The following is a 16,666-nucleotide window of genomic DNA, read 5'->3' on the forward strand; positions in this document are numbered from 1 at the left end:
GGCGCGCGACATGCACGGCGGCAACGGGATCTCCGAGGAGTTCCAGGTCATCCGCCACATGCTGAACCTGGAGACCGTGAACACCTACGAGGGCACCCACGACGTGCACGCCCTCATCCTCGGCCGAGCCCAGACCGGCCTGCAGGCGTTCTTCTGATCCGGCCCCGGGCCGGAGCCGGGCGGGCCACCTTGGCGGTGGCCCGTTTCGTTTGACGGTTCCGCCCCAAGCTGGCACAAATACCGCCAAGAATTCCGCGCCAATCGGGGGCCAACCCAAGAAACGGGCGAGCAGTGAGATGAGTTCCAGCGGGCCTTGCCGGCCAGGGGCGGTGCGATGCGCATAACCGCCGTGACCTGTGTGAAGAACGAGGGCCCCTTCCTGCTGGAATGGATCGCCTTCAACCGCATGATCGGGGTGAGCGATCACCTGTTCTATTCCAACGACTGCACGGACGGCACCGACGCGTTGCTGGATGCGCTGGCCGCGCGCGGGCTGGTCACGCATCTGCCCAACCCGGCGCAGGGGCGCAACTACCAGATGGAGGCGCTGAAGGACGCCGGCCGCCAGCCGCTGGTGCGCGAGTCCGACTGGGTCTGGATCGCCGATGTGGACGAGTTCCTGAACATCCGTGTGGGACAGGGCACCATCCCCGAGCTTATCGCGGCCTGCGGCAACCCGCAGGCGATTTCCGTGACCTTCCAGTTCTTCGCCAATGGCGGGGTCGAGGACTACGCCGACCGCCCGGTGATCGGACAGTTCACCCGCAGCCACAATCCCGACCTGTGGACCGACCAGACCGCGCAGGAGGTCAAGACCCTGACCCGCCGCGATTTCCCGCTGCACTATTACGGCGCGCACCGCCCCTTCTTCCGCGAGAGCCTGCCGCCCGAGCGGCAACCGGCCTGGACCGACGGGTCGGGCCGCGAGGTTCCGCCGAAGTTCAGGACCGCCGCCAACAAGCGCCGCCTGCGCAAGTTCCCGGCCGCCGGGGCGCGCCGGTTCGCGACGCTGAACCACTACGCGCTGCGCTCGCTCGACAGCTATCTCGTCAAGAACGACCGCGGCGACGTGAACCGCGAGAACCGCAGTTTCGACGACAGCTATTGGCGCGAGCGCAATGACGGCGCGTGGGAGGACCTCTCGATCCAGCGCCACCTGCCGGGGCTGGAGGCGGCGCTGGCCGCGCTGAAATCCGACCCCGAGATCGCGGCGCTGCACGCGGCCAGCGTCGCTGCCCACCGCGCCACCCTGGCGCGGTTGATGCAGGACCCCGACTACCGCGCCCTGCGCGACCGGCTGCGCGCCGCGCCGACGCTGCCCCCGCAGGAACTGAAGCTGCTGGAGATGATCGGGGGCGCGCATGGCTGAACTGAAGGTCGTCAATCTAGGCCTGCCGAAATCGGGCACCACGACCCTGGGCGAGGCGCTGCGCCGCGCCGGCCTGCGCGTGGCCGACTGGCGCATCCGGGCGGGCCAGAGCGCGGATAACCGCCTCAACCGCGCCTTCGTGGGCAAGCTGATGTATCAGGGCTATTTCGAAACCGGCGATCCGCTGTCCCTGATGCCCGAATTCGACGCCTTCACCGAGATCGACATCGTCCGCCAGGGCCTCAACCTCTGGCCGCAGACCGACTGGGGGCTGATCGCAGCGATCCGCGCGCATCACCCCGGGGCGCGCTTCATCCTCACCCACCGCGACCCGGCGAAGCTGAGCGACAGCATGGGGCGTTGGTCCAACCTCGGCAAGACGCGCCTGCCCGGCAACGCCATCCCCGGCCTGCCGCAAGGCTATGGCGCGACCGATGCCGAGCGCATCCGCTGGATCGAGGGGCATTACGCCTTCTGCCGCAGGGTGTTCGAGGGGGCCGCGGATTTCCTCGAATACGATGTCGCGGACGCGGAGGCGCCGGCGCGCATCGGCGATTTCCTCGGGATCGCCCTGCCGTGGTGGGGCGTGGCCAATGCCAACGCCAACCGCCCGGCCGAAGGGGGCGATTGCTGATGGAACTGATCGTGCATATCGGCCTGCCCTATTGCGGCGCGGAACGCCTCCAACAGGTGCTGGACGACAAGCGTGACCAGCTGGCGGGCAAGGGCGTGCTCTATCCCCGCGCGCCGGGGCGCCGGAACCACACCCGCCTCTACATGGCCGCGACCGACCCCGATCACGTCGATCCGCTGCGGCTGAACCGCGGCTTTGGCGATCCCGCGGATCAGGCCCGCCTGCGCGAGGACCTGATCCGCGATCTGCGGCGCGAGATCGACGGCGCGCAGCCGGAAAAGATCCTCCTGTCGGCCCATCAGCTCGCCACCGGCCTGCACCGCAGCTCCGAGCTGGAGCGGCTGAAGGCGATGCTCGACCCGCTGGCCGGCAAGATCACCCTCCTCGCCCATATCGACGAGCAGGCCCGGATGCTGGCCGCCCATTACACCGAGCAGGTCTGGTCCGGGCGCGGCCGCTCGCTGGAACATGAGCTGGCGCTGGCGGAGGAAGAGGACTGGTGGGGCAGCGCGCTGGAGGAATGGGACGAAATCGACCCCGCGCGCAACCGGATGCCCGAGGTTCAGGCGCCCCCCTTCTGGCTGGACTACGCGGCGCTGCAACGGCATTGGGAGGGGGTGTTCGGCGCGGGCAGCCTCACCTTCCGCCCCTATGACAAGGCGCTGTTCGACAGCGAGGCGCTGACCGCGGAACTCTCCGACGCCTTCGGCCTGCCGCGCAATATCGGCAAGGCGGCGGCGGCGCGGAAAACCCGCCCCATGCCGGCCGCCTGGCTGACCCGCGGGCGGCTGCTGAACGCGGATCTGGTCAAGCTTCTGGACACCGGGCGCGTCATCCCGCGCAAGCTGTGGCGGCAGCTGATCGCGGATGTGGCCGTGGACGGCCCGCCGCTGGAACCGGGTCGCCTCCACGCCATCTCGGAGCGTTTCGCAGCCGGGAACGCGCGCCTGATCAAGGCCCACCCGGCGCTGAGCGCGCGGGCCCTCGCCCCCGACGCGCCGCAAGACGACTGGGCCGAGGCCGACCCAAAATTCGGCTTCCGCGCGTCGCAATACCTCGCCGCCTTCCTGCCCCGGATCGAGCGGGCCACGCGCGAGGCGCAGGAGGCGGGCCGGGCCGATGCGCCCGCGGCCGACACCTCCGCGGGCCTCTCGCCGGTTGCCGAGAACCTGCTGCCGCCGCTGGCCAAGGCCAATTTCGCCCGGCTGCGCAGCAGCCCCTTCGCGCCGCATAACCGCCTCGGCGCGGCGGACGAGGAGACCCCCGCCCCGCCCTACACCCACGCGCCCGCCCGCGCCCTGCCCGCCGGCAGCAGCGGCAACGTCATCGTCGGCTGCATGAAGAACGAGGGCCCCTATATCCTCGAATGGGTCGCCTATCACCGCGCCGTGGGCATCGACAATTTCCTGATCTACACCAATGGCTGCGAGGACGGCACGGCCGAGCTCCTCGACCGGCTGCAGGAGATGGGCGTCCTCCAGCACCGCAACAACGACGACTGGAAGGGCAACTCGCCCCAGCAACACGCGCTGAACCGCGCGCTGAAGGAGGACGTGATCCGCAACGCCGAATGGATCGCCCATATCGACGTGGACGAGTTCATCAATGTGCGCTGCGGCAACGGCACGCTTTACGATTTCTTCGACCGGGTGCCGCAGGCCACCAACGTGGCGATGACCTGGCGGCTGTTCGGCCATAACGGCGTGCGCGAGATCAGCGACGATCTGGTGATCGAACAGTTCGACAGCTGCGCCCCGAAATTCTGCCCCAAGCCGCACACCGTCTGGGGCTTCAAGACCATGTTCCGCAACATCGGGGCCTACGGCAAGATGAGTTGCCACCGGCCGAACAAGCTGGACGAGGCCCTGCGCGACCGGGTGCAGTGGGTGAACGGCTCGGGACAACCGATGGGCGAGGAGGTGAAGGAAAACGGCTGGCGCAACTCGCAGCGCTCGATCGGCTACGACCTGATCCAGCTCAACCATTACGCGCTGCGCTCGGCCGAGAGCTTTCTCATCAAGCGCCAGCGCGGGCGGGCGCTGCATGTCGACCGCTCGATCGGGCTGAATTACTGGATCCGCATGGATTGGGGCGACCACAGGGACATCACGATCCAGCGCAACGTGCCGCGCACGCGCGCCGGGATGACGCGGCTGCTGGCCGACGACAGGCTGCGCGCGCTGCACGAAGGCGCGCTGTGCTGGCACCGCGACAAGGCCGCCAGCCTGCGCGCCAATCCCGAATTCCGCGATCTCTACGAACAGGCGCTGGCAGCCCGGCTGACCAGCACGGAACGGGTGGCCTACGCGCTGGCGCTGGACATGGAGAACTGAGCGATGAATACCCCGCAAGGCACGGATAACACGCCGAAATTCATCCGCTCCCGCGGGCTGAAATTCCCCTACGATCCGCGCGTGATCGACCGCAAGCGGCGCAAGCTGCTGCATGACGACGCCTATGAAAAGAAGGAATCCGAGGCCGTGCTGCGTCAGATCAGGCCGCAGGACACGGTGCTCGAACTGGGCGCGGGCATGGGCTACATGTCCACCCTGATGGCCAGGAAGCTGGGCGTGAGACATGTCCATGCCTTCGAGGCCAACCCGGCGATGATCCCCTATATCCGCGCGGTCCACGCCGCCAACGGGGTGGAGGACGTGACCGTGCACAACGCCCTGCTGGGGGCGGAGGAAGGCGAGGTCACCTTCTATGTGCGCGGCGATTTCGTGGCCTCCTCGATGGAGGACAACCTGGGCGAGAAACACGGCGGCGTCATCGCGCGCGAAACCGTGCCGGTGCGCCCCGTCGCGCAGGTGATGGACGAGATCAAGCCCACCGCGCTGGTCTGCGACATCGAGGGGGCGGAGGCCGACTTGCTGCCGCTGATGGACCTCGGCGCCATCCGCGTGGCGATCATCGAACTGCACCCGCAGGTCTTCGGCCAGGCCGGCACGGCGAAGGTCTTTGCCGCGATGGCGGCGGCGGGGCTGACCTATTTCCCGCGCGCCTCCAACGCCAAGGTCGTGACCTTCCGGCGGGACTGGTAGACATGCGCGCGCTGGCCGTCCTGACCGTCCGCAACGAGGGCGCCTTCCTGCTGGAATGGCTGGCCCATCACCGGGCCGTGGGATTCACCGATTTCCTCGTCTTTTCCAACGATTGCGACGACGGCACCGACGCCATCCTCGACCGCCTGCAACAGCTCGGCCAGCTGACCCATGTGCGCAACGACGGCCCGCATGAGGGCGGCGTGCAATGGGCGGCGCTGAAACGCGCCGACGGGCACGATCTGGTGCGGCAGGCCGACTGGATACTGCCGCTGGACGTGGACGAATTCGTCAATATCCATGTTGGCGACCATAGCCTTTCGGCGCTTTTCGACGCCCTGCCCGGGGCCACGGCGGTCACGCTGACATGGCGGCTGTTCGGCAATGGCGGCATCGTCCATTTCGAGGACCGCCCCATCTGCGACCAGTTCCTCCGCGCGGCGCCGGCGATCCTCTACTGGCCGTGGCGGGCGGCGATGTTCAAAACGCTCTACCGCAACGATGGGACCTACCGGAAACTCGGCGTGCACCGCCCGCGCAGCCCGGTGCCCGAGAGGCTGGAACAGGCGCGCTGGTTCGACGGCTCGGGCCGCGAACTGCCCGAGACGTTCCGCAAGACCCGGCTGTTCTCGAATTACGGGCAGGACAATTACCAGCTGGTGCAACTCAACCATTACCCGCTGGGCGCGATGGAGAGCTACATCCTCAAGGCAGACCGGGGCCGCGCCGTGCATGACGGGCATGATCTGGGCATGGATTACTGGGTCGAGCGGAACTACATTACCGACGAAGACCGCAGCATCGCGGCGCTGAAACCGGCGCGCGACGCGATCCTGGCGGAGTTGCGGAGCGACCCCGAACTCGACGCGCTGCACCGCCGCGCGGCGGGCTGGCGCAAGACCCGCTTCGCCGATTTGATGGAGCAGGAGCCGTTGCGCGCGCTCTTCGGCCGGCTGCTGGTCACACCGCCCTCGCGGCCCGTGCCCCTGAACGCGGCGCGGTTCCTGGCGGGGTTCGCCAACCGGGCGCGCAGGAATTCCGACTAGGAATTCCATCAAATTGCCCCCGGGCCCGTCCAATTTCCGCCGCAATGGGGCGGCAAGACTGTCGCGAAACACCCTGCGCGACGGGGCAAGGAAGGGGCAAGAACACGATGCACACCGGCAGTGGCACAGAGCACAGCGAAGAACACTCCGCATGGTATGCCCGGATGGCCGCCGTCGGCGACGAGCAGGGCCGCTTCGAACGTCTCGGCCCCGATCACGCGGCGCTGTTCATCGAGCAGGCGCCGACCCTGCTCGTCACTTTCGAAAGCGCTGACACGATCCGAAACACCCGGATGGACCAGATGCCGCTGGCCGCCACCCTGGTGGACGAGGCCGGCTGGTCGCAACTGACCCTCATGGCCGAGGGCGAGACTTGGTTCCGCGATCCGGCCGTCTATGCCTTCTTCGACCGGCTGGTCGACGAGGCGTTTTTCGAGGATTTCGACCGCGTGGTGTTCTACGGCGCGGATATGGGCGGCTATGCGGCGGCGGCCTTCTCGGTGGCGGCACCCGGCGCCACGGTGATCGCGCTGGCCCCGCAGGCCACGCTGGACCCGCGGGTGTGCGAATGGGACGATCGCTTCTTCGCCTATCGCCGGCTGAATTTCTCGGACCGCTACGGCTACGCCCCCGACATGATCGATGCGGCCGAGCGCGCCTATATCCTCTACGATCCGCAGAACCCGCTCGACGCGATGCACGCGGCGCTGTTCACCCGCGCCAACGCGGTCAAGCTGCGCTGCCGCCATTTCGGCGCGACGCTGGAGACCGACCTGCTGAACATGGGCGTTCTGACCGAGCTGATCGACGCCGCCTGCGAGGGCCAGATGTCGCCGCGGGTCTTCCACCAGCTTCTGCGCGCGCGCCGCGACTACCTGCCTTACCTGCGCCACCTGCTGGTGCATCTGGAGCGCTCGGAGCGGCCCTACCTCGCCGCCCTGCTGTGCCGCAGCGCGATCAAGCGCACCTCGCGCCCGCGCTTCCGCAAGCGGCTCGAAGAGCTGAAGGCGATGCTGGCCGAAGAGGGCCACGCCCTGCCGCCCGAACCGGCGCCAGAGCCGGCGGAAGTGGAGTAAGCCTCAGAGCCCGCCTTCGGCGATCAGGAAGGCGACGATCTCGTCCACGCCCTGCCCCGATTTCAGCGCCGCCATCACCACCGGCCGCGCCCCGCGCGCCGCGCGCGCGTCACGTTCCAGCAACGCGCGATCCACGCCCACATAGGGCGCGAGATCGGTCTTGTTGACCACCAGCAGGTCGCTGCGCGTCACCCCCGGCCCCTTCTTGCGCGGGATATCCTGCCCGGCCGCCGTGTCGATGACGTAGAGCGTCAGATCGGCCAGTTCCGGGCTGAAGGTGGCGGCCAGGTTGTCGCCGCCGGATTCGATGAAGATCACGTCGAGATCGGGGATGCGTTCGCGGAACGCCGCCACCTCGGCGAGGTTGATCGAGGCATCCTCGCGGATCGCGGTATGCGGGCAGCCGCCCGTTTCCACCCCCTTGATCCGTTCCAGCGGCAGCACCTGCGCGCGCATCAGGTATTCGGCATCCTCCGACGTGTAGATGTCGTTGGTGATGACCGCGATGGAATAGCGATCCGCCATCGCGCGGCACAGCTGTTCGGTCAGCGTGGTCTTGCCGGCGCCCACCGGGCCGCCGATGCCCACCCGCAGGGGGCCGTTCGGGCTGCTCATGTCCTGAAGATCCTCACGTCCAGGGTTTCGTGGCGCATCGCGGCGAGATCGGCGCCGAATGCGGCGCTGCCGATCTGGTCGAGCGGCGTGTCCACCGCCCGCGCGGCCACCGTTTCGATCACCTTGTGCAGGCGCGAAAGCACCTGCTGGCCCTCGTTCTGGCCCAGCGGCACGAAACGCACCGCGGCCGAGACGAGGTTGGAGGCGAAACCATGCAGGTAAAGCGCCGCCACCTGCCCGGGCGGCAGGCTCAGCCGCCGCGCGGCCACGCCCACCGCCACCGGCAGGGGCATCGGCGGCAGCGCCTCGCCGTAGAGCGCGTTCACCGTGGCGACGAAGGCCGCGCCCTGTTTGTCGGTCTCTTCCAGCCGCTCACGCGAGACGGCGAGCGCGCGGGCGGTGTCGGCGACCTCATCGCCCGCCAGCGCCCGGCACAGCAGCACCGCGTCCACCGCGCCGCTGCCCTGCTCCAGCACCAGCCGCAGCCAGCGCTCCAGCGTGGCCGCGTCGCGCACGTCGCCGTCGCAGATCGCCTGCTCCAGCCCGTGCGAATAGGCGAAGGCCCCCACCGGGAAGGCCGGCGAGAGCCATTGCGTCAGGGTCAGAAGGTCGGCCGCGCTCATGCCTCGTCGATCACGGACGGACCGCGCGGTTCTTCCTCGCCCTCGTCTTCGATATGCTTGTGGTCGGCGTGGTGATGCACATGGCCATGCACATGGCCGTGCTCGTGGCCCAGGGTGCGGCCGTGGCCATAGGCGCCGCCCTCTGGCGCGAAGGGGGCAGAGACCTCGGCCACGCCCGCGCCAAGCTGGCGCAGCATCTCGGCCATCACCGGGTCGCGCTGGATCAGCAGCCGGTCGTCCTCGATCTGGCAGGGGGCGTGGCGGTTGCCGATATGCCAGGCGAAGCGCACCAGGTCGCGCCCCGTGATCTCCAGCAGGTCGTCCTCGCCCGCCTCGACCTCGATCAGCCGGCCATCCTCCAGCTCCAAAGCCTCGCCACCCTTCAGCGAGACGGTCTCGGGCAGATCGGCGAGAAAGCTGTCGCCGCCCGCCGTTTTCAGGCGCTTGCGGCGCAGGAGCCGCTCGTCATAACTCAGGACGACGCGGTCGTGGGGCCTGCCGCCCCCGGTCGAGGGCAAAAGGCGCAGGGCTTTTCCAAGGTCGGCGGGCATGTCGGTTCTCTCCGCTCGGGGCACATGCTGCAAGCATAGCCGCGCCGTGCCCCGGGCGAAAGGGAATCACATGCCGTAGAGGTCTTTGAAGACGTGGTGCACGATATCTTCGCGCGCGATGCCCAGCTTGGCGAGCTGCTCATCGTTCATGGCCTGCAGGCGCTGGACGCGCTGAAGGCGGCTGTTGTTCTCCATCAGATACACCAGGAACCGGCCAATGGCGCGGAAAGGTGCGGAGAGACGGATCCCGAGGCTTGCTGCGGGGATATGAGTCGTTACGGCCATTTTGGAAACTCCTTTTGCTGGCGCAAAGCGTTTCCTCCCTGACACCGAAGATAGGTCAGCAATCCCGCCCTTTCCATTGCGTTTTTCGCAACCCCGCCCTGCGTTATCGCCGCGGCGCGGCATGACGGGCGGGGGTTGCGTCAGAACAGAAAATAGCGTTGCGCCATCGGCAGTTCGCTGGCCGGCGCGCAGGTCAGCAATTCGCCGTTGGCGCGCACCTCGTAGGTTTCGGGGTTCACCTCGATATGCGGCGTGGCGGCGTTCATCACCATGTCGGCCTTGCCGATGGCGCGGGTGTTCTCAACCGCCACCGTCCGCTTGGCCAGCCCCAGCGCGGCGCCCACTCCCCCGGCCTGGGCCGCGGCCGAGACGAACAGCACGGCCGAATTCTCCACCGCCCGGCCGAAGGCGCCGAACATGGGGCGCGAATAGACCGGCTGCGGCGTGGGAATCGAGGCGTTGGGGTCGCCCATCTGCGCCATGACGATCATGCCGCCGATCAGCACCATCTCGGGCTTCACCCCGAAAAACGCCGGGCGCCACAGCACCAGATCGGCGCGCTTGCCCGCCTCGACCGATCCGATCTCGCGGCTCATGCCGTGGGCGATGGCCGGGTTGATGGTGTATTTGGCGATGTAGCGCTTGACCCGGACGTTGTCGTTGTCGCCGGTCTCCTCGGCCAGGCGGCCGCGCTGCTGCTTCATCTTGTGGGCGGTCTGCCAGGTGCGGATCAGCACCTCGCCCACCCGGCCCATGGCCTGGCTGTCGCTGGCGATGATGGAAAACGCGCCCATGTCGTGCAGGATGTCCTCGGCCGCGATGGTCTCGCGCCGGATGCGGCTCTCGGCGAAGGCCACGTCCTCGGGGATCGCCTTGTCGAGGTGATGGCAGACCATGAGCATGTCCAGATGCTCCTCGATCGTGTTCACCGTGTAGGGCCGCGTCGGGTTGGTGGAACTGGGCAGGACGTGGGATTCGCCCACCACCTTGATGATGTCGGGGGCATGCCCGCCGCCCGCGCCCTCGGTGTGGAAGGCATGGATGGTGCGGCCCTTCATGGCGGCCACGGTGTTCTCGACGAAGCCGGATTCGTTCAGCGTGTCGGTGTGGATCATCACCTGCACATCCATGTCGTCGGCCACGCCCAGGCAGCAGTCGATCGCGCCGGGCGTGGTGCCCCAATCCTCATGCAGCTTCAGCGCGCAGGCCCCGGCCCGGACCTGCTCCTCCAGCGCGGCGGGGCGCGAGGCGTTGCCCTTGCCCGCGAAGGCGAGGTTCATCGGGAGGGCATCGGCCGCCTGCAGCATCCGCCCGATATGCCAAGGCCCCGGCGTGCAGGTGGTGGCGAGCGTGCCATGCGCGGGTCCGGTGCCGCCGCCCAGCATGGTGGTCACGCCGGAATGCAGCGCATCCTCGATCTGCTGCGGGCAGATGTAATGGATGTGGCTGTCGAAGCCGCCGGCGGTCAGGATGCGGCCTTCGCCCGCGATGACCTCGGTGCCGGGGCCGATGACGATATCGACGCCCGGCTGGGTGTCGGGGTTGCCCGCCTTGCCGATCCGCGCGATCCGCCCGTCGCGCAGCGCCACATCGGCCTTTACGATGCCGGTGACGTCGAGGATCAGCGCGTTGGTGATCACCGTGTCGGCGGCGCCGTCCGCCCGTGTCGCCTGGCTCTGCCCCATGCCGTCGCGTATCACCTTGCCACCGCCGAATTTTACCTCTTCCCCGTAACTTGTGAGGTCTTCTTCAACCTCTATGACAAGATCGGTATCGGCCAGGCGCACACGGTCCCCGGTGGTCGGGCCATACATGTCGGCATAGGTCGCGCGGGAGATGCGGGCGGGCATGGGTGATCAGTCCTCGGTCCTGAAAGGCTGGGCCGGTCTGGCCTGGGCGCGCCGGCGGCGCGGGGCGGGTTTGGCGGCACGCGCCGCGCCGGGCCTGGCCGCGGCTTTCGGGGCGGCATGCGGCGCCGAAAGCGCCTCGGTGTCCACCGCCGGCAGGAACGGGTTGAGCCGCAGAGCAGCGCCGAACCAGGCCGTGGCCATGGCCATCTGCATCTCGAACAGACGCGCCCAAACCTGAATCGGCATGGCGCCGGAGACGTCGCAAGGCGGGTGCTTCAGAGGGGTCGACATTTCGAATTTCCCTTTCATGATAATAACCTAAAGTTCACCCATAACCTTCTGGTTGAAGCCGTATATCCGCCGCATACCGGCAACGGGCACCAGGTCCACGTCCCGGCTCTGTCCGGGTTCGAACCGCACCGCGGTGCCTGCGGCGATGTCCAGCCGCATCCCGCGCGCGGCCTCGCGATCGAAATCGAGCGCCGCGTTGGTCTCGGCGAAATGATAATGGCTGCCGACCTGCACCGGCCGGTCGCCGGTGTTGGCGACGCGCAGCGTGATCGCCTCGCGGCCTGCGTTCAGCGTGATCTCGCCGGGACGGGGGAAGATTTCGCCGGGTATCATCGCTCTCTCCTCAGCGGATGGGGTGGTGCACGGTCACCAGCTTGGTGCCGTCGGGAAAGGTCGCCTCGACCTGCACCTCGTGGATCATCTCGGGTATGCCGGGCATGCATTGCGCGGCGCCGACCACATGGGCGGCGTCCTCCATCAGCGCGGCGACAGAGCGGCCGTCGCGCGCGCCCTCGACCACATAATCGGTGATCAGGGCGATCGCCTCGGGGTGGTTCAGCTTCACCCCCCGAGCCAGCCGGCCCCGCGCCACCATCGCGGCGAGGCTGACCAGCAGCTTGTCCTTTTCACGCGGCGTCAGGTTCATCGTCTCTCCTCAGATCTGCCAGACACGGGGCAAGGCCGCGCCCCTGAGCGCGGTCAGCGCGCGCGCCACGGCGCGTTTCAGCGGCAGCGCGTCGGCGGCGGCGAAACGCGCCACGCAGCGCCCGTCCCAGGCGGAGGCCGCCGAGACCACGCTCTCGCCGCCCAGCGCGCCGCGCAGGGGGCCCAGCGCGTCCTCCGCGCCCGGCGCCACCAGCGCCAGCGTGGCCAGCGCCCGCGCGCCGCCCAGCCCGGCCGGGTTGCCGGCCTGCGCCAGCGCCTCGGCGCTCAGGCGCAGCGGTTCGATCAGCACGGGGCACCCGTCGCGGCTGACCTCGCGCGTATCGTGCAGGCTGGCGCGGCTCAGCACCTCGCCCATCGCGGCCCGCCCCAGCACCACCATCTCCACCAGCAGGCAGGCGGCATCGCCCGCCAGCGTGAAGCGGCTGCGCCGCAACAGCGCCGAACCCTCGAACAGGATCGTCTCCTGCGGCAGCCAGTCCAGCCGCGCGCCGGGCGCGAGGTCGAAGCTGACCTCCACCTCGGCCACGCCCGAGGCGGCCGCGTAGGCGCGCTCGGCCGTCTGGGTGGTAGCCACGGCGCGTGCGCCCGCGTCCAGCGTCACGGCATAGCTCAGCCGGTCTCCCCCGGTCAGCCCGCCCGCGGTGTTCAGGAACACCACCTCCGGGCAGGCCCCGTGCACCCGCGGCAGGAAGGCCTTGGCCGAGCCCTGCTGGCGCAGCCGGACCAGCCGCGCGCCGCCCGGCGCCGCGGACAGCGCGACCCCCGCGTGGCCGCGCACGCGCTGCATTCCGGTCTGGGTCTCGGCTGCACTTGACATGGGCGCATCATGGCGGGCATCGCGCGCCAGGGGCAGCCCCGCGCGCGACGGGCGACGGACCGCCCCCGGTTTTCCGGCCGGATGCCCGAAAACCGGGCGGCATTGCCCAAATTCCGGGCACGGTCCGGCTGCGCTGCCCCGCCCTTCGCGCGACCGTGGCTACGCGCTTTGCCCACTGGAAACCGCGCGCGCAATTGTGTAACGGCTGAGCCATGACACAGAGCCTCACCCTCCGCCGCCCCGACGACTGGCACCTGCACCTGCGCGACGGCGCCATGCTGCAGGGCGTGCTGCCCGAAAGCGCCCGCCATTTCGCCCGCGCCATCATCATGCCCAACCTGGTGCCGCCGGTGGTCACCGCCGCCGACGCCGCCGCCTATCGCGACCGGATTCTCGCCGCCCTGCCCGAGGGCGCCGGTTTCACCCCGCTGATGACCCTCTACCTGACCGAGGAGACCGATCCCGAGGATCTCGCCGCGGCCCATGCCAGCGGACTGATCACCGCGGTCAAGCTCTACCCGGCGGGCGCCACCACCAACTCGGCCTCGGGGGTGCGCGATTTCGACAAGGTGCGCGGCGTGCTCGAGAAGATGGCCGAGATCGGTTGCCCGCTCTGCGTGCACGGCGAGGTGACCGACCCCGAGATCGACATCTTCGACCGCGAGGCGGTGTTCATCGACCGCGTGCTCGACCCGGTGCGCCGCGCCACCCCCGGCCTGCGCGTGGTGATGGAGCACCTGACCACCGCCGACGGCGTCGCCTATGTGCAGGCCCACGACCGGGATCTGGCGGCCACGATCACCACCCATCACCTGATCATCAACCGCAACCACATCCTGGTCGGCGGCATCAAGCCGCATTACTACTGCCTGCCGGTGGCCAAGCGCGAAAACCACCGCCTAGCGCTGGTCGGGGCCGCCACCGGCGGAGACGCGCGGTTCTTCCTCGGCACCGACAGCGCGCCGCACACGGACGCCAACAAGCAAAGCGCCTGCGGCTGCGCGGGCTGCTTCACCGCCACCAACACGATGAGCTGCCTGGCCGAGGTGTTCGAGCGCGAGGGCGCGCTGGACAGGCTGGAGGGCTTCGCCTCGCTCCACGGCCCGGCCTTCTACCGGCTGCCGCCAAACGAGGAACGGATCACGCTCGTCAAGGGCGCACCCGTCCACTACCCGGCCAAGATCCTGACCGGCGCGGGCCCCGTGACCCTGTTCGACCCCGGCTTTCCGCTGCATTGGCGGGTCGCCGAATGACGCCCCTTCTTCTTGGCGGAAATACTCCCGCCGGAGGCATGAAAGTTTCGGCCCCGCCGCGCGGGGCCGATGCCTCCGGCGGGGATATTTATTGCCAGAAGAAAACAGACGAAGGTTCCTGACATGATCCCCTCCTCCTTTCCCGACAAGGCCGAGATCGCCCGCCTGACCGCGCGCATGCTGCTGGAGATCAAAGCCGTGCATTTCAACGCGGCCGAGCCCTTCACCCTGGCCTCGGGCCTGCCCTCGCCGACCTATATCGACTGCCGCAAACTCATCAGCTTCCCGCGCATCCGCTCAACGCTCATGGATTTCATGGCCGTGACCGTGATGCGCGAGGCCGGCTTCGAGGCCTTCGACAACATCGCCGGCGGCGAGACCGCGGGCATCCCCTTCGCCGCCCTGGTGGCCGAGCGTCTGGGCCTGCCCATGACCTATGTGCGCAAGAAGCCCAAGGGCTACGGCCGCAATGCCCGCATCGAGGGCGCGATGCGCGAGGGCGAGCGCGTGCTGCTGGTCGAGGACCTGACCACCGACGGCGGTTCCAAGCTGAGCTTCGTCGACGCGATCCGCGAGACCGGGGCGAGCTGCGCGCACACCGCGGTGATTTTCTACTACGGCATCTTCCCGGAGACCGAGAAGACGCTGGGCGATCACGGCGTGGCGCTGCATTACCTATGCACCTGGTGGGACGTGCTGGAGGAGGCCCGCGCCTCGGGCGCGTTCGACGCCGGGACGCTGGCGGAGGTCGAATCGTTCCTCAACGCCCCGCGCGCCTGGCAAGAGGCCCGGACCGGGGGCTGAACCGCGCGGTTCGAAAAATCTGTATCGGAGGGTCAGCCCTGTTGCCGCAATTTGTGGCGACAGGCGCCCCCCATTCCGCTAGAATTTGCGGCGAGGCGGGTGTCCACAGGTTATCCACAGAAACATACCGTTTGAACTGTGGCGCCTGAAACCTGTAAGCCATCAGGCCAAAGACAGGGGCAGTCCATGAACGAAATCGCGGCCATCCGGCAGGGCCAGGAAAGCGGTGACAGCGGGACCCTCCCGCACAGTATCGAGGCCGAGCAGCAGCTTCTCGGCGCGATCCTGACCAACAACGATGTCTATGACAGGGTCGCCGCGGTCCTGCAGCCGCACCATTTCTACGAGCCGGTGCACGCGCGCATCTACGAGGTGGCGGCGCGGCGCATCCAGAAGAACGCGCTGGCCAGCCCCGTGACGCTGAAAGCCTTCCTCGAGGAGGACGAGGGGCTGAAGGAGCTGGGCGGGCCGGCCTATCTCGCACGCCTTGCGGGCGCCGCGATCTCGTCCTTCGCGGCGCGCGACTATGCCCAGATGATCTACGACTTCGCGATCCGGCGCGAGCTGATCGAGCTGGGCCACGACATCTCGGCCAAGGCCGCGCGCGTCGATGTGGACAGCGAGCCCAAGGAGCAGATCGTCGAGGCCGAGCAGAAGCTCTACAAGCTGGGCGAACAGGGGCAGAGCGAGACCGGCTTCCAGTCCTTCCTGCGGGCGGTGACGGATGCGGTCAACGTGGCCAACGCCGCCTATCAGCGCGGCGGCGGGATGGCGGGGATCTCAACCGGGCTGATCGACCTCGACAAGAAGCTCGGCGGCCTGCACCCCTCGGACCTGCTGATCCTCGCCGGGCGGCCCTCGATGGGCAAGACCTCGCTGGCGACCAACATCGCCTTCAATGTCGCCAAGGCCTACAAGCGCGGGCTCCGGCACGACGGGGTCGAGGGCGCGGTCGATGGCGGCGTGGTCGGCTTCTTCAGCCTCGAGATGAGCGCCGAGCAGCTGGCGGGCCGGATCCTGGCCGAAGCCTCGGAGATCTCGTCGCACAAGATCCGTCAGGGCGACATGACCGAGGGCGAGTTCCGCCGCTTCGTCGAGGCCGCCAAGCAGCTGGAATCCTGCCCGCTGTTCATCGACGACACCCCCGCCCTGCCGATCGCGCAGCTTGCCGCCCGCGCGCGGCGGCTGAAGCGCACGCACGGGCTGGACCTGCTGATCATCGACTACCTGCAGCTCTGCCGCGGCACCGGCAAGGGCGACAACCGGGTGAACGAGATCGCCGAAATCTCGATGGGGATGAAGGCCATCGCCAAGGAACTGAACATCCCCGTGATCGCGCTGTCGCAGCTCTCGCGCCAGGTCGAAAGCCGCGAGGACAAGCGCCCGCAGCTCAGCGACCTGCGGGAATCGGGCTCGATCGAACAGGACGCCGACGTGGTGCTCTTCGTCTATCGCGGCGAATATTACAAAGAGCGCGAGAAGCCCGGCGAGGACGATCTGGCCTCGATGGAGAAGTGGATGGCCGACATGGAGCGGCTGCACGGCAAGGCCGAGGTCATCATCGGCAAGCAGCGCCACGGCCCGATCGGCACGGTCGAGCTGAGCTTCGAGAGCCAGTTCACCCGCTTCGGTAACCTCGTCAAACCCTACCAGCAGGGCGCCGAGGAGTTCTGAGCCGGCGCCGCCCACGAGAGGTCTTAAGGATTGTCCACGCCTGTGCTATGATGTCGCAGGTGGAAAGG

General features: G+C 68.5%; 19 protein-coding genes. 10 read left to right on the forward strand and 9 right to left on the reverse strand.

Features of this window, described 5'->3' with window-relative positions; genetic code table 11:
* The 7 genes from KCI33_RS12895 to KCI33_RS12925 all read left to right on the forward strand — a co-directional run.
* The coding region (locus KCI33_RS12895; protein WP_282960731.1) for an acyl-CoA dehydrogenase family protein at positions 1–157 on the forward strand (157 nt) is incomplete at its 5' end.
* 177 nt (positions 158–334) lie between these two features.
* Entirely contained in the window at positions 335–1,369 is a 1,035-nt protein-coding gene (locus KCI33_RS12900) for a glycosyltransferase family 2 protein (protein ID WP_212525211.1), read from the forward strand.
* Positions 1,362–2,003 (forward strand): sulfotransferase, encoded by a 642-nt coding sequence (locus KCI33_RS12905; protein ID WP_212525212.1) that lies wholly within the window; start codon positions 1,362–1,364, stop codon positions 2,001–2,003. The genes KCI33_RS12900 and KCI33_RS12905 overlap by 8 nt, the downstream gene beginning before the upstream one ends.
* On the forward strand, positions 2,003–4,336 hold the full coding sequence (locus KCI33_RS12910; RefSeq protein ID WP_212525213.1) for a glycosyltransferase family 2 protein: 2,334 nt from the start codon (positions 2,003–2,005) through the stop codon (positions 4,334–4,336). Before KCI33_RS12905 ends, KCI33_RS12910 begins: the two co-directional genes overlap by 1 nt.
* A gap of 3 nt (positions 4,337–4,339) precedes the next feature.
* Positions 4,340–5,047 (forward strand): FkbM family methyltransferase, encoded by a 708-nt coding sequence (locus tag KCI33_RS12915; RefSeq protein WP_212525214.1) that lies wholly within the window; start codon positions 4,340–4,342, stop codon positions 5,045–5,047.
* Positions 5,048–5,049: 2 nt separating this feature from the next.
* Positions 5,050–6,093: a glycosyltransferase family 2 protein gene (locus tag KCI33_RS12920; RefSeq protein ID WP_212525215.1), complete on the forward strand. Its 1,044-nt coding sequence runs from the start codon at positions 5,050–5,052 to the stop codon at positions 6,091–6,093.
* 107 nt (positions 6,094–6,200) lie between these two features.
* Positions 6,201–7,169 (forward strand): phosphoadenosine phosphosulfate reductase, encoded by a 969-nt coding sequence (locus KCI33_RS12925; RefSeq protein WP_212525216.1) that lies wholly within the window; start codon positions 6,201–6,203, stop codon positions 7,167–7,169.
* 3 nt (positions 7,170–7,172) lie between these two features.
* On the opposite strand, the gene ureG is transcribed toward KCI33_RS12925, so the two are convergent.
* The 9 genes from ureG to KCI33_RS12970 all read right to left on the reverse strand — a co-directional run bounded on the left by ureG (position 7,173) and on the right by KCI33_RS12970 (position 12,867).
* The gene (gene ureG / locus KCI33_RS12930) at positions 7,173–7,784 is read right to left on the reverse strand and encodes an urease accessory protein UreG (RefSeq protein ID WP_212525217.1); all 612 of its coding nucleotides are present in this window, start codon (positions 7,782–7,784) and stop codon (positions 7,173–7,175) included.
* Positions 7,781–8,407 (reverse strand): urease accessory protein UreF, encoded by a 627-nt coding sequence (locus tag KCI33_RS12935; RefSeq protein WP_212525218.1) that lies wholly within the window; start codon positions 8,405–8,407, stop codon positions 7,781–7,783. Before KCI33_RS12935 ends, ureG begins: the two co-directional genes overlap by 4 nt.
* The gene (locus KCI33_RS12940; protein WP_212525219.1) at positions 8,404–8,958 is read right to left on the reverse strand and encodes an urease accessory protein UreE; all 555 of its coding nucleotides are present in this window, start codon (positions 8,956–8,958) and stop codon (positions 8,404–8,406) included. The genes KCI33_RS12935 and KCI33_RS12940 overlap by 4 nt, the downstream gene beginning before the upstream one ends.
* A 66-nt stretch (positions 8,959–9,024) precedes the next feature.
* The gene (locus KCI33_RS12945; RefSeq protein WP_212525220.1) at positions 9,025–9,243 is read right to left on the reverse strand and encodes a hypothetical protein; all 219 of its coding nucleotides are present in this window, start codon (positions 9,241–9,243) and stop codon (positions 9,025–9,027) included.
* Between the two features lie 140 nt (positions 9,244–9,383).
* A complete protein-coding gene (ureC, locus tag KCI33_RS12950) occupies positions 9,384–11,093 on the reverse strand; it encodes an urease subunit alpha (RefSeq protein ID WP_212525221.1) in 1,710 nt (569 codons plus the stop codon).
* A 6-nt stretch (positions 11,094–11,099) separates the two neighbouring features.
* Positions 11,100–11,384 carry a hypothetical protein gene (locus KCI33_RS12955; RefSeq protein ID WP_212525222.1) on the reverse strand — a complete coding sequence of 95 codons (285 nt, stop codon included), beginning with the start codon at positions 11,382–11,384 and terminating at the stop codon, positions 11,100–11,102.
* Between the two features lie 27 nt (positions 11,385–11,411).
* A complete protein-coding gene (locus KCI33_RS12960; protein ID WP_212525223.1) occupies positions 11,412–11,717 on the reverse strand; it encodes an urease subunit beta in 306 nt (101 codons plus the stop codon).
* A 10-nt stretch (positions 11,718–11,727) separates the two neighbouring features.
* The gene (locus KCI33_RS12965; protein ID WP_212525224.1) at positions 11,728–12,030 is read right to left on the reverse strand and encodes an urease subunit gamma; all 303 of its coding nucleotides are present in this window, start codon (positions 12,028–12,030) and stop codon (positions 11,728–11,730) included.
* 9 nt (positions 12,031–12,039) lie between these two features.
* Positions 12,040–12,867 carry an urease accessory protein UreD gene (locus tag KCI33_RS12970; protein ID WP_212525225.1) on the reverse strand — a complete coding sequence of 276 codons (828 nt, stop codon included), beginning with the start codon at positions 12,865–12,867 and terminating at the stop codon, positions 12,040–12,042.
* Between the two features lie 212 nt (positions 12,868–13,079).
* Between KCI33_RS12970 and pyrC the strand changes: the two genes are divergently transcribed.
* The 3 genes from pyrC (at position 13,080) to KCI33_RS12985 (ending at position 16,598) form a co-directional block, all read left to right on the forward strand.
* On the forward strand, positions 13,080–14,120 hold the full coding sequence (gene pyrC / locus KCI33_RS12975; protein ID WP_212525226.1) for a dihydroorotase: 1,041 nt from the start codon (positions 13,080–13,082) through the stop codon (positions 14,118–14,120).
* 123 nt (positions 14,121–14,243) lie between these two features.
* Entirely contained in the window at positions 14,244–14,924 is a 681-nt protein-coding gene (locus KCI33_RS12980) for an orotate phosphoribosyltransferase (RefSeq protein ID WP_212525227.1), read from the forward strand.
* A gap of 186 nt (positions 14,925–15,110) precedes the next feature.
* Positions 15,111–16,598, forward strand: coding sequence for a replicative DNA helicase (locus KCI33_RS12985; RefSeq protein WP_212525228.1), 1,488 nt, complete (start codon positions 15,111–15,113; stop codon positions 16,596–16,598).
* The last annotated feature ends 68 nt before the right edge of the window (positions 16,599–16,666 follow it).

It is taken from the genome of Actibacterium sp. MT2.3-13A (assembly GCF_018139985.1).
Classification (GTDB): Bacteria; Pseudomonadota; Alphaproteobacteria; order Rhodobacterales; family Rhodobacteraceae; genus JAGSOU01.

Bases quoted from the DNA above. Each gene is read 5' to 3' on its own strand.
- KCI33_RS12900 (WP_212525211.1), top strand. From the start codon at position 335: ATGCGCATAACCGCCGTGACCTGTGTGAAGAACGAGGGCCCCTTCCTG.
- KCI33_RS12905 (WP_212525212.1), top strand. From the start codon at position 1,362: ATGGCTGAACTGAAGGTCGTCAATCTAGGCCTGCCGAAATCGGGCACC.
- KCI33_RS12910 (WP_212525213.1), top strand. From the start codon at position 2,003: ATGGAACTGATCGTGCATATCGGCCTGCCCTATTGCGGCGCGGAACGC.
- KCI33_RS12915 (WP_212525214.1), top strand. From the start codon at position 4,340: ATGAATACCCCGCAAGGCACGGATAACACGCCGAAATTCATCCGCTCC.
- KCI33_RS12920 (WP_212525215.1), top strand. From the start codon at position 5,050: ATGCGCGCGCTGGCCGTCCTGACCGTCCGCAACGAGGGCGCCTTCCTG.
- KCI33_RS12925 (WP_212525216.1), top strand. From the start codon at position 6,201: ATGCACACCGGCAGTGGCACAGAGCACAGCGAAGAACACTCCGCATGG.
- ureG (WP_212525217.1), bottom strand. From the start codon at position 7,784: ATGAGCAGCCCGAACGGCCCCCTGCGGGTGGGCATCGGCGGCCCGGTG.
- KCI33_RS12935 (WP_212525218.1), bottom strand. From the start codon at position 8,407: ATGAGCGCGGCCGACCTTCTGACCCTGACGCAATGGCTCTCGCCGGCC.
- KCI33_RS12940 (WP_212525219.1), bottom strand. From the start codon at position 8,958: ATGCCCGCCGACCTTGGAAAAGCCCTGCGCCTTTTGCCCTCGACCGGG.
- KCI33_RS12945 (WP_212525220.1), bottom strand. From the start codon at position 9,243: ATGGCCGTAACGACTCATATCCCCGCAGCAAGCCTCGGGATCCGTCTC.
- ureC (WP_212525221.1), bottom strand. From the start codon at position 11,093: ATGCCCGCCCGCATCTCCCGCGCGACCTATGCCGACATGTATGGCCCG.
- KCI33_RS12955 (WP_212525222.1), bottom strand. From the start codon at position 11,384: ATGTCGACCCCTCTGAAGCACCCGCCTTGCGACGTCTCCGGCGCCATG.
- KCI33_RS12960 (WP_212525223.1), bottom strand. From the start codon at position 11,717: ATGATACCCGGCGAAATCTTCCCCCGTCCCGGCGAGATCACGCTGAAC.
- KCI33_RS12965 (WP_212525224.1), bottom strand. From the start codon at position 12,030: ATGAACCTGACGCCGCGTGAAAAGGACAAGCTGCTGGTCAGCCTCGCC.
- KCI33_RS12970 (WP_212525225.1), bottom strand. From the start codon at position 12,867: ATGTCAAGTGCAGCCGAGACCCAGACCGGAATGCAGCGCGTGCGCGGC.
- pyrC (WP_212525226.1), top strand. From the start codon at position 13,080: ATGACACAGAGCCTCACCCTCCGCCGCCCCGACGACTGGCACCTGCAC.
- KCI33_RS12980 (WP_212525227.1), top strand. From the start codon at position 14,244: ATGATCCCCTCCTCCTTTCCCGACAAGGCCGAGATCGCCCGCCTGACC.
- KCI33_RS12985 (WP_212525228.1), top strand. From the start codon at position 15,111: ATGAACGAAATCGCGGCCATCCGGCAGGGCCAGGAAAGCGGTGACAGC.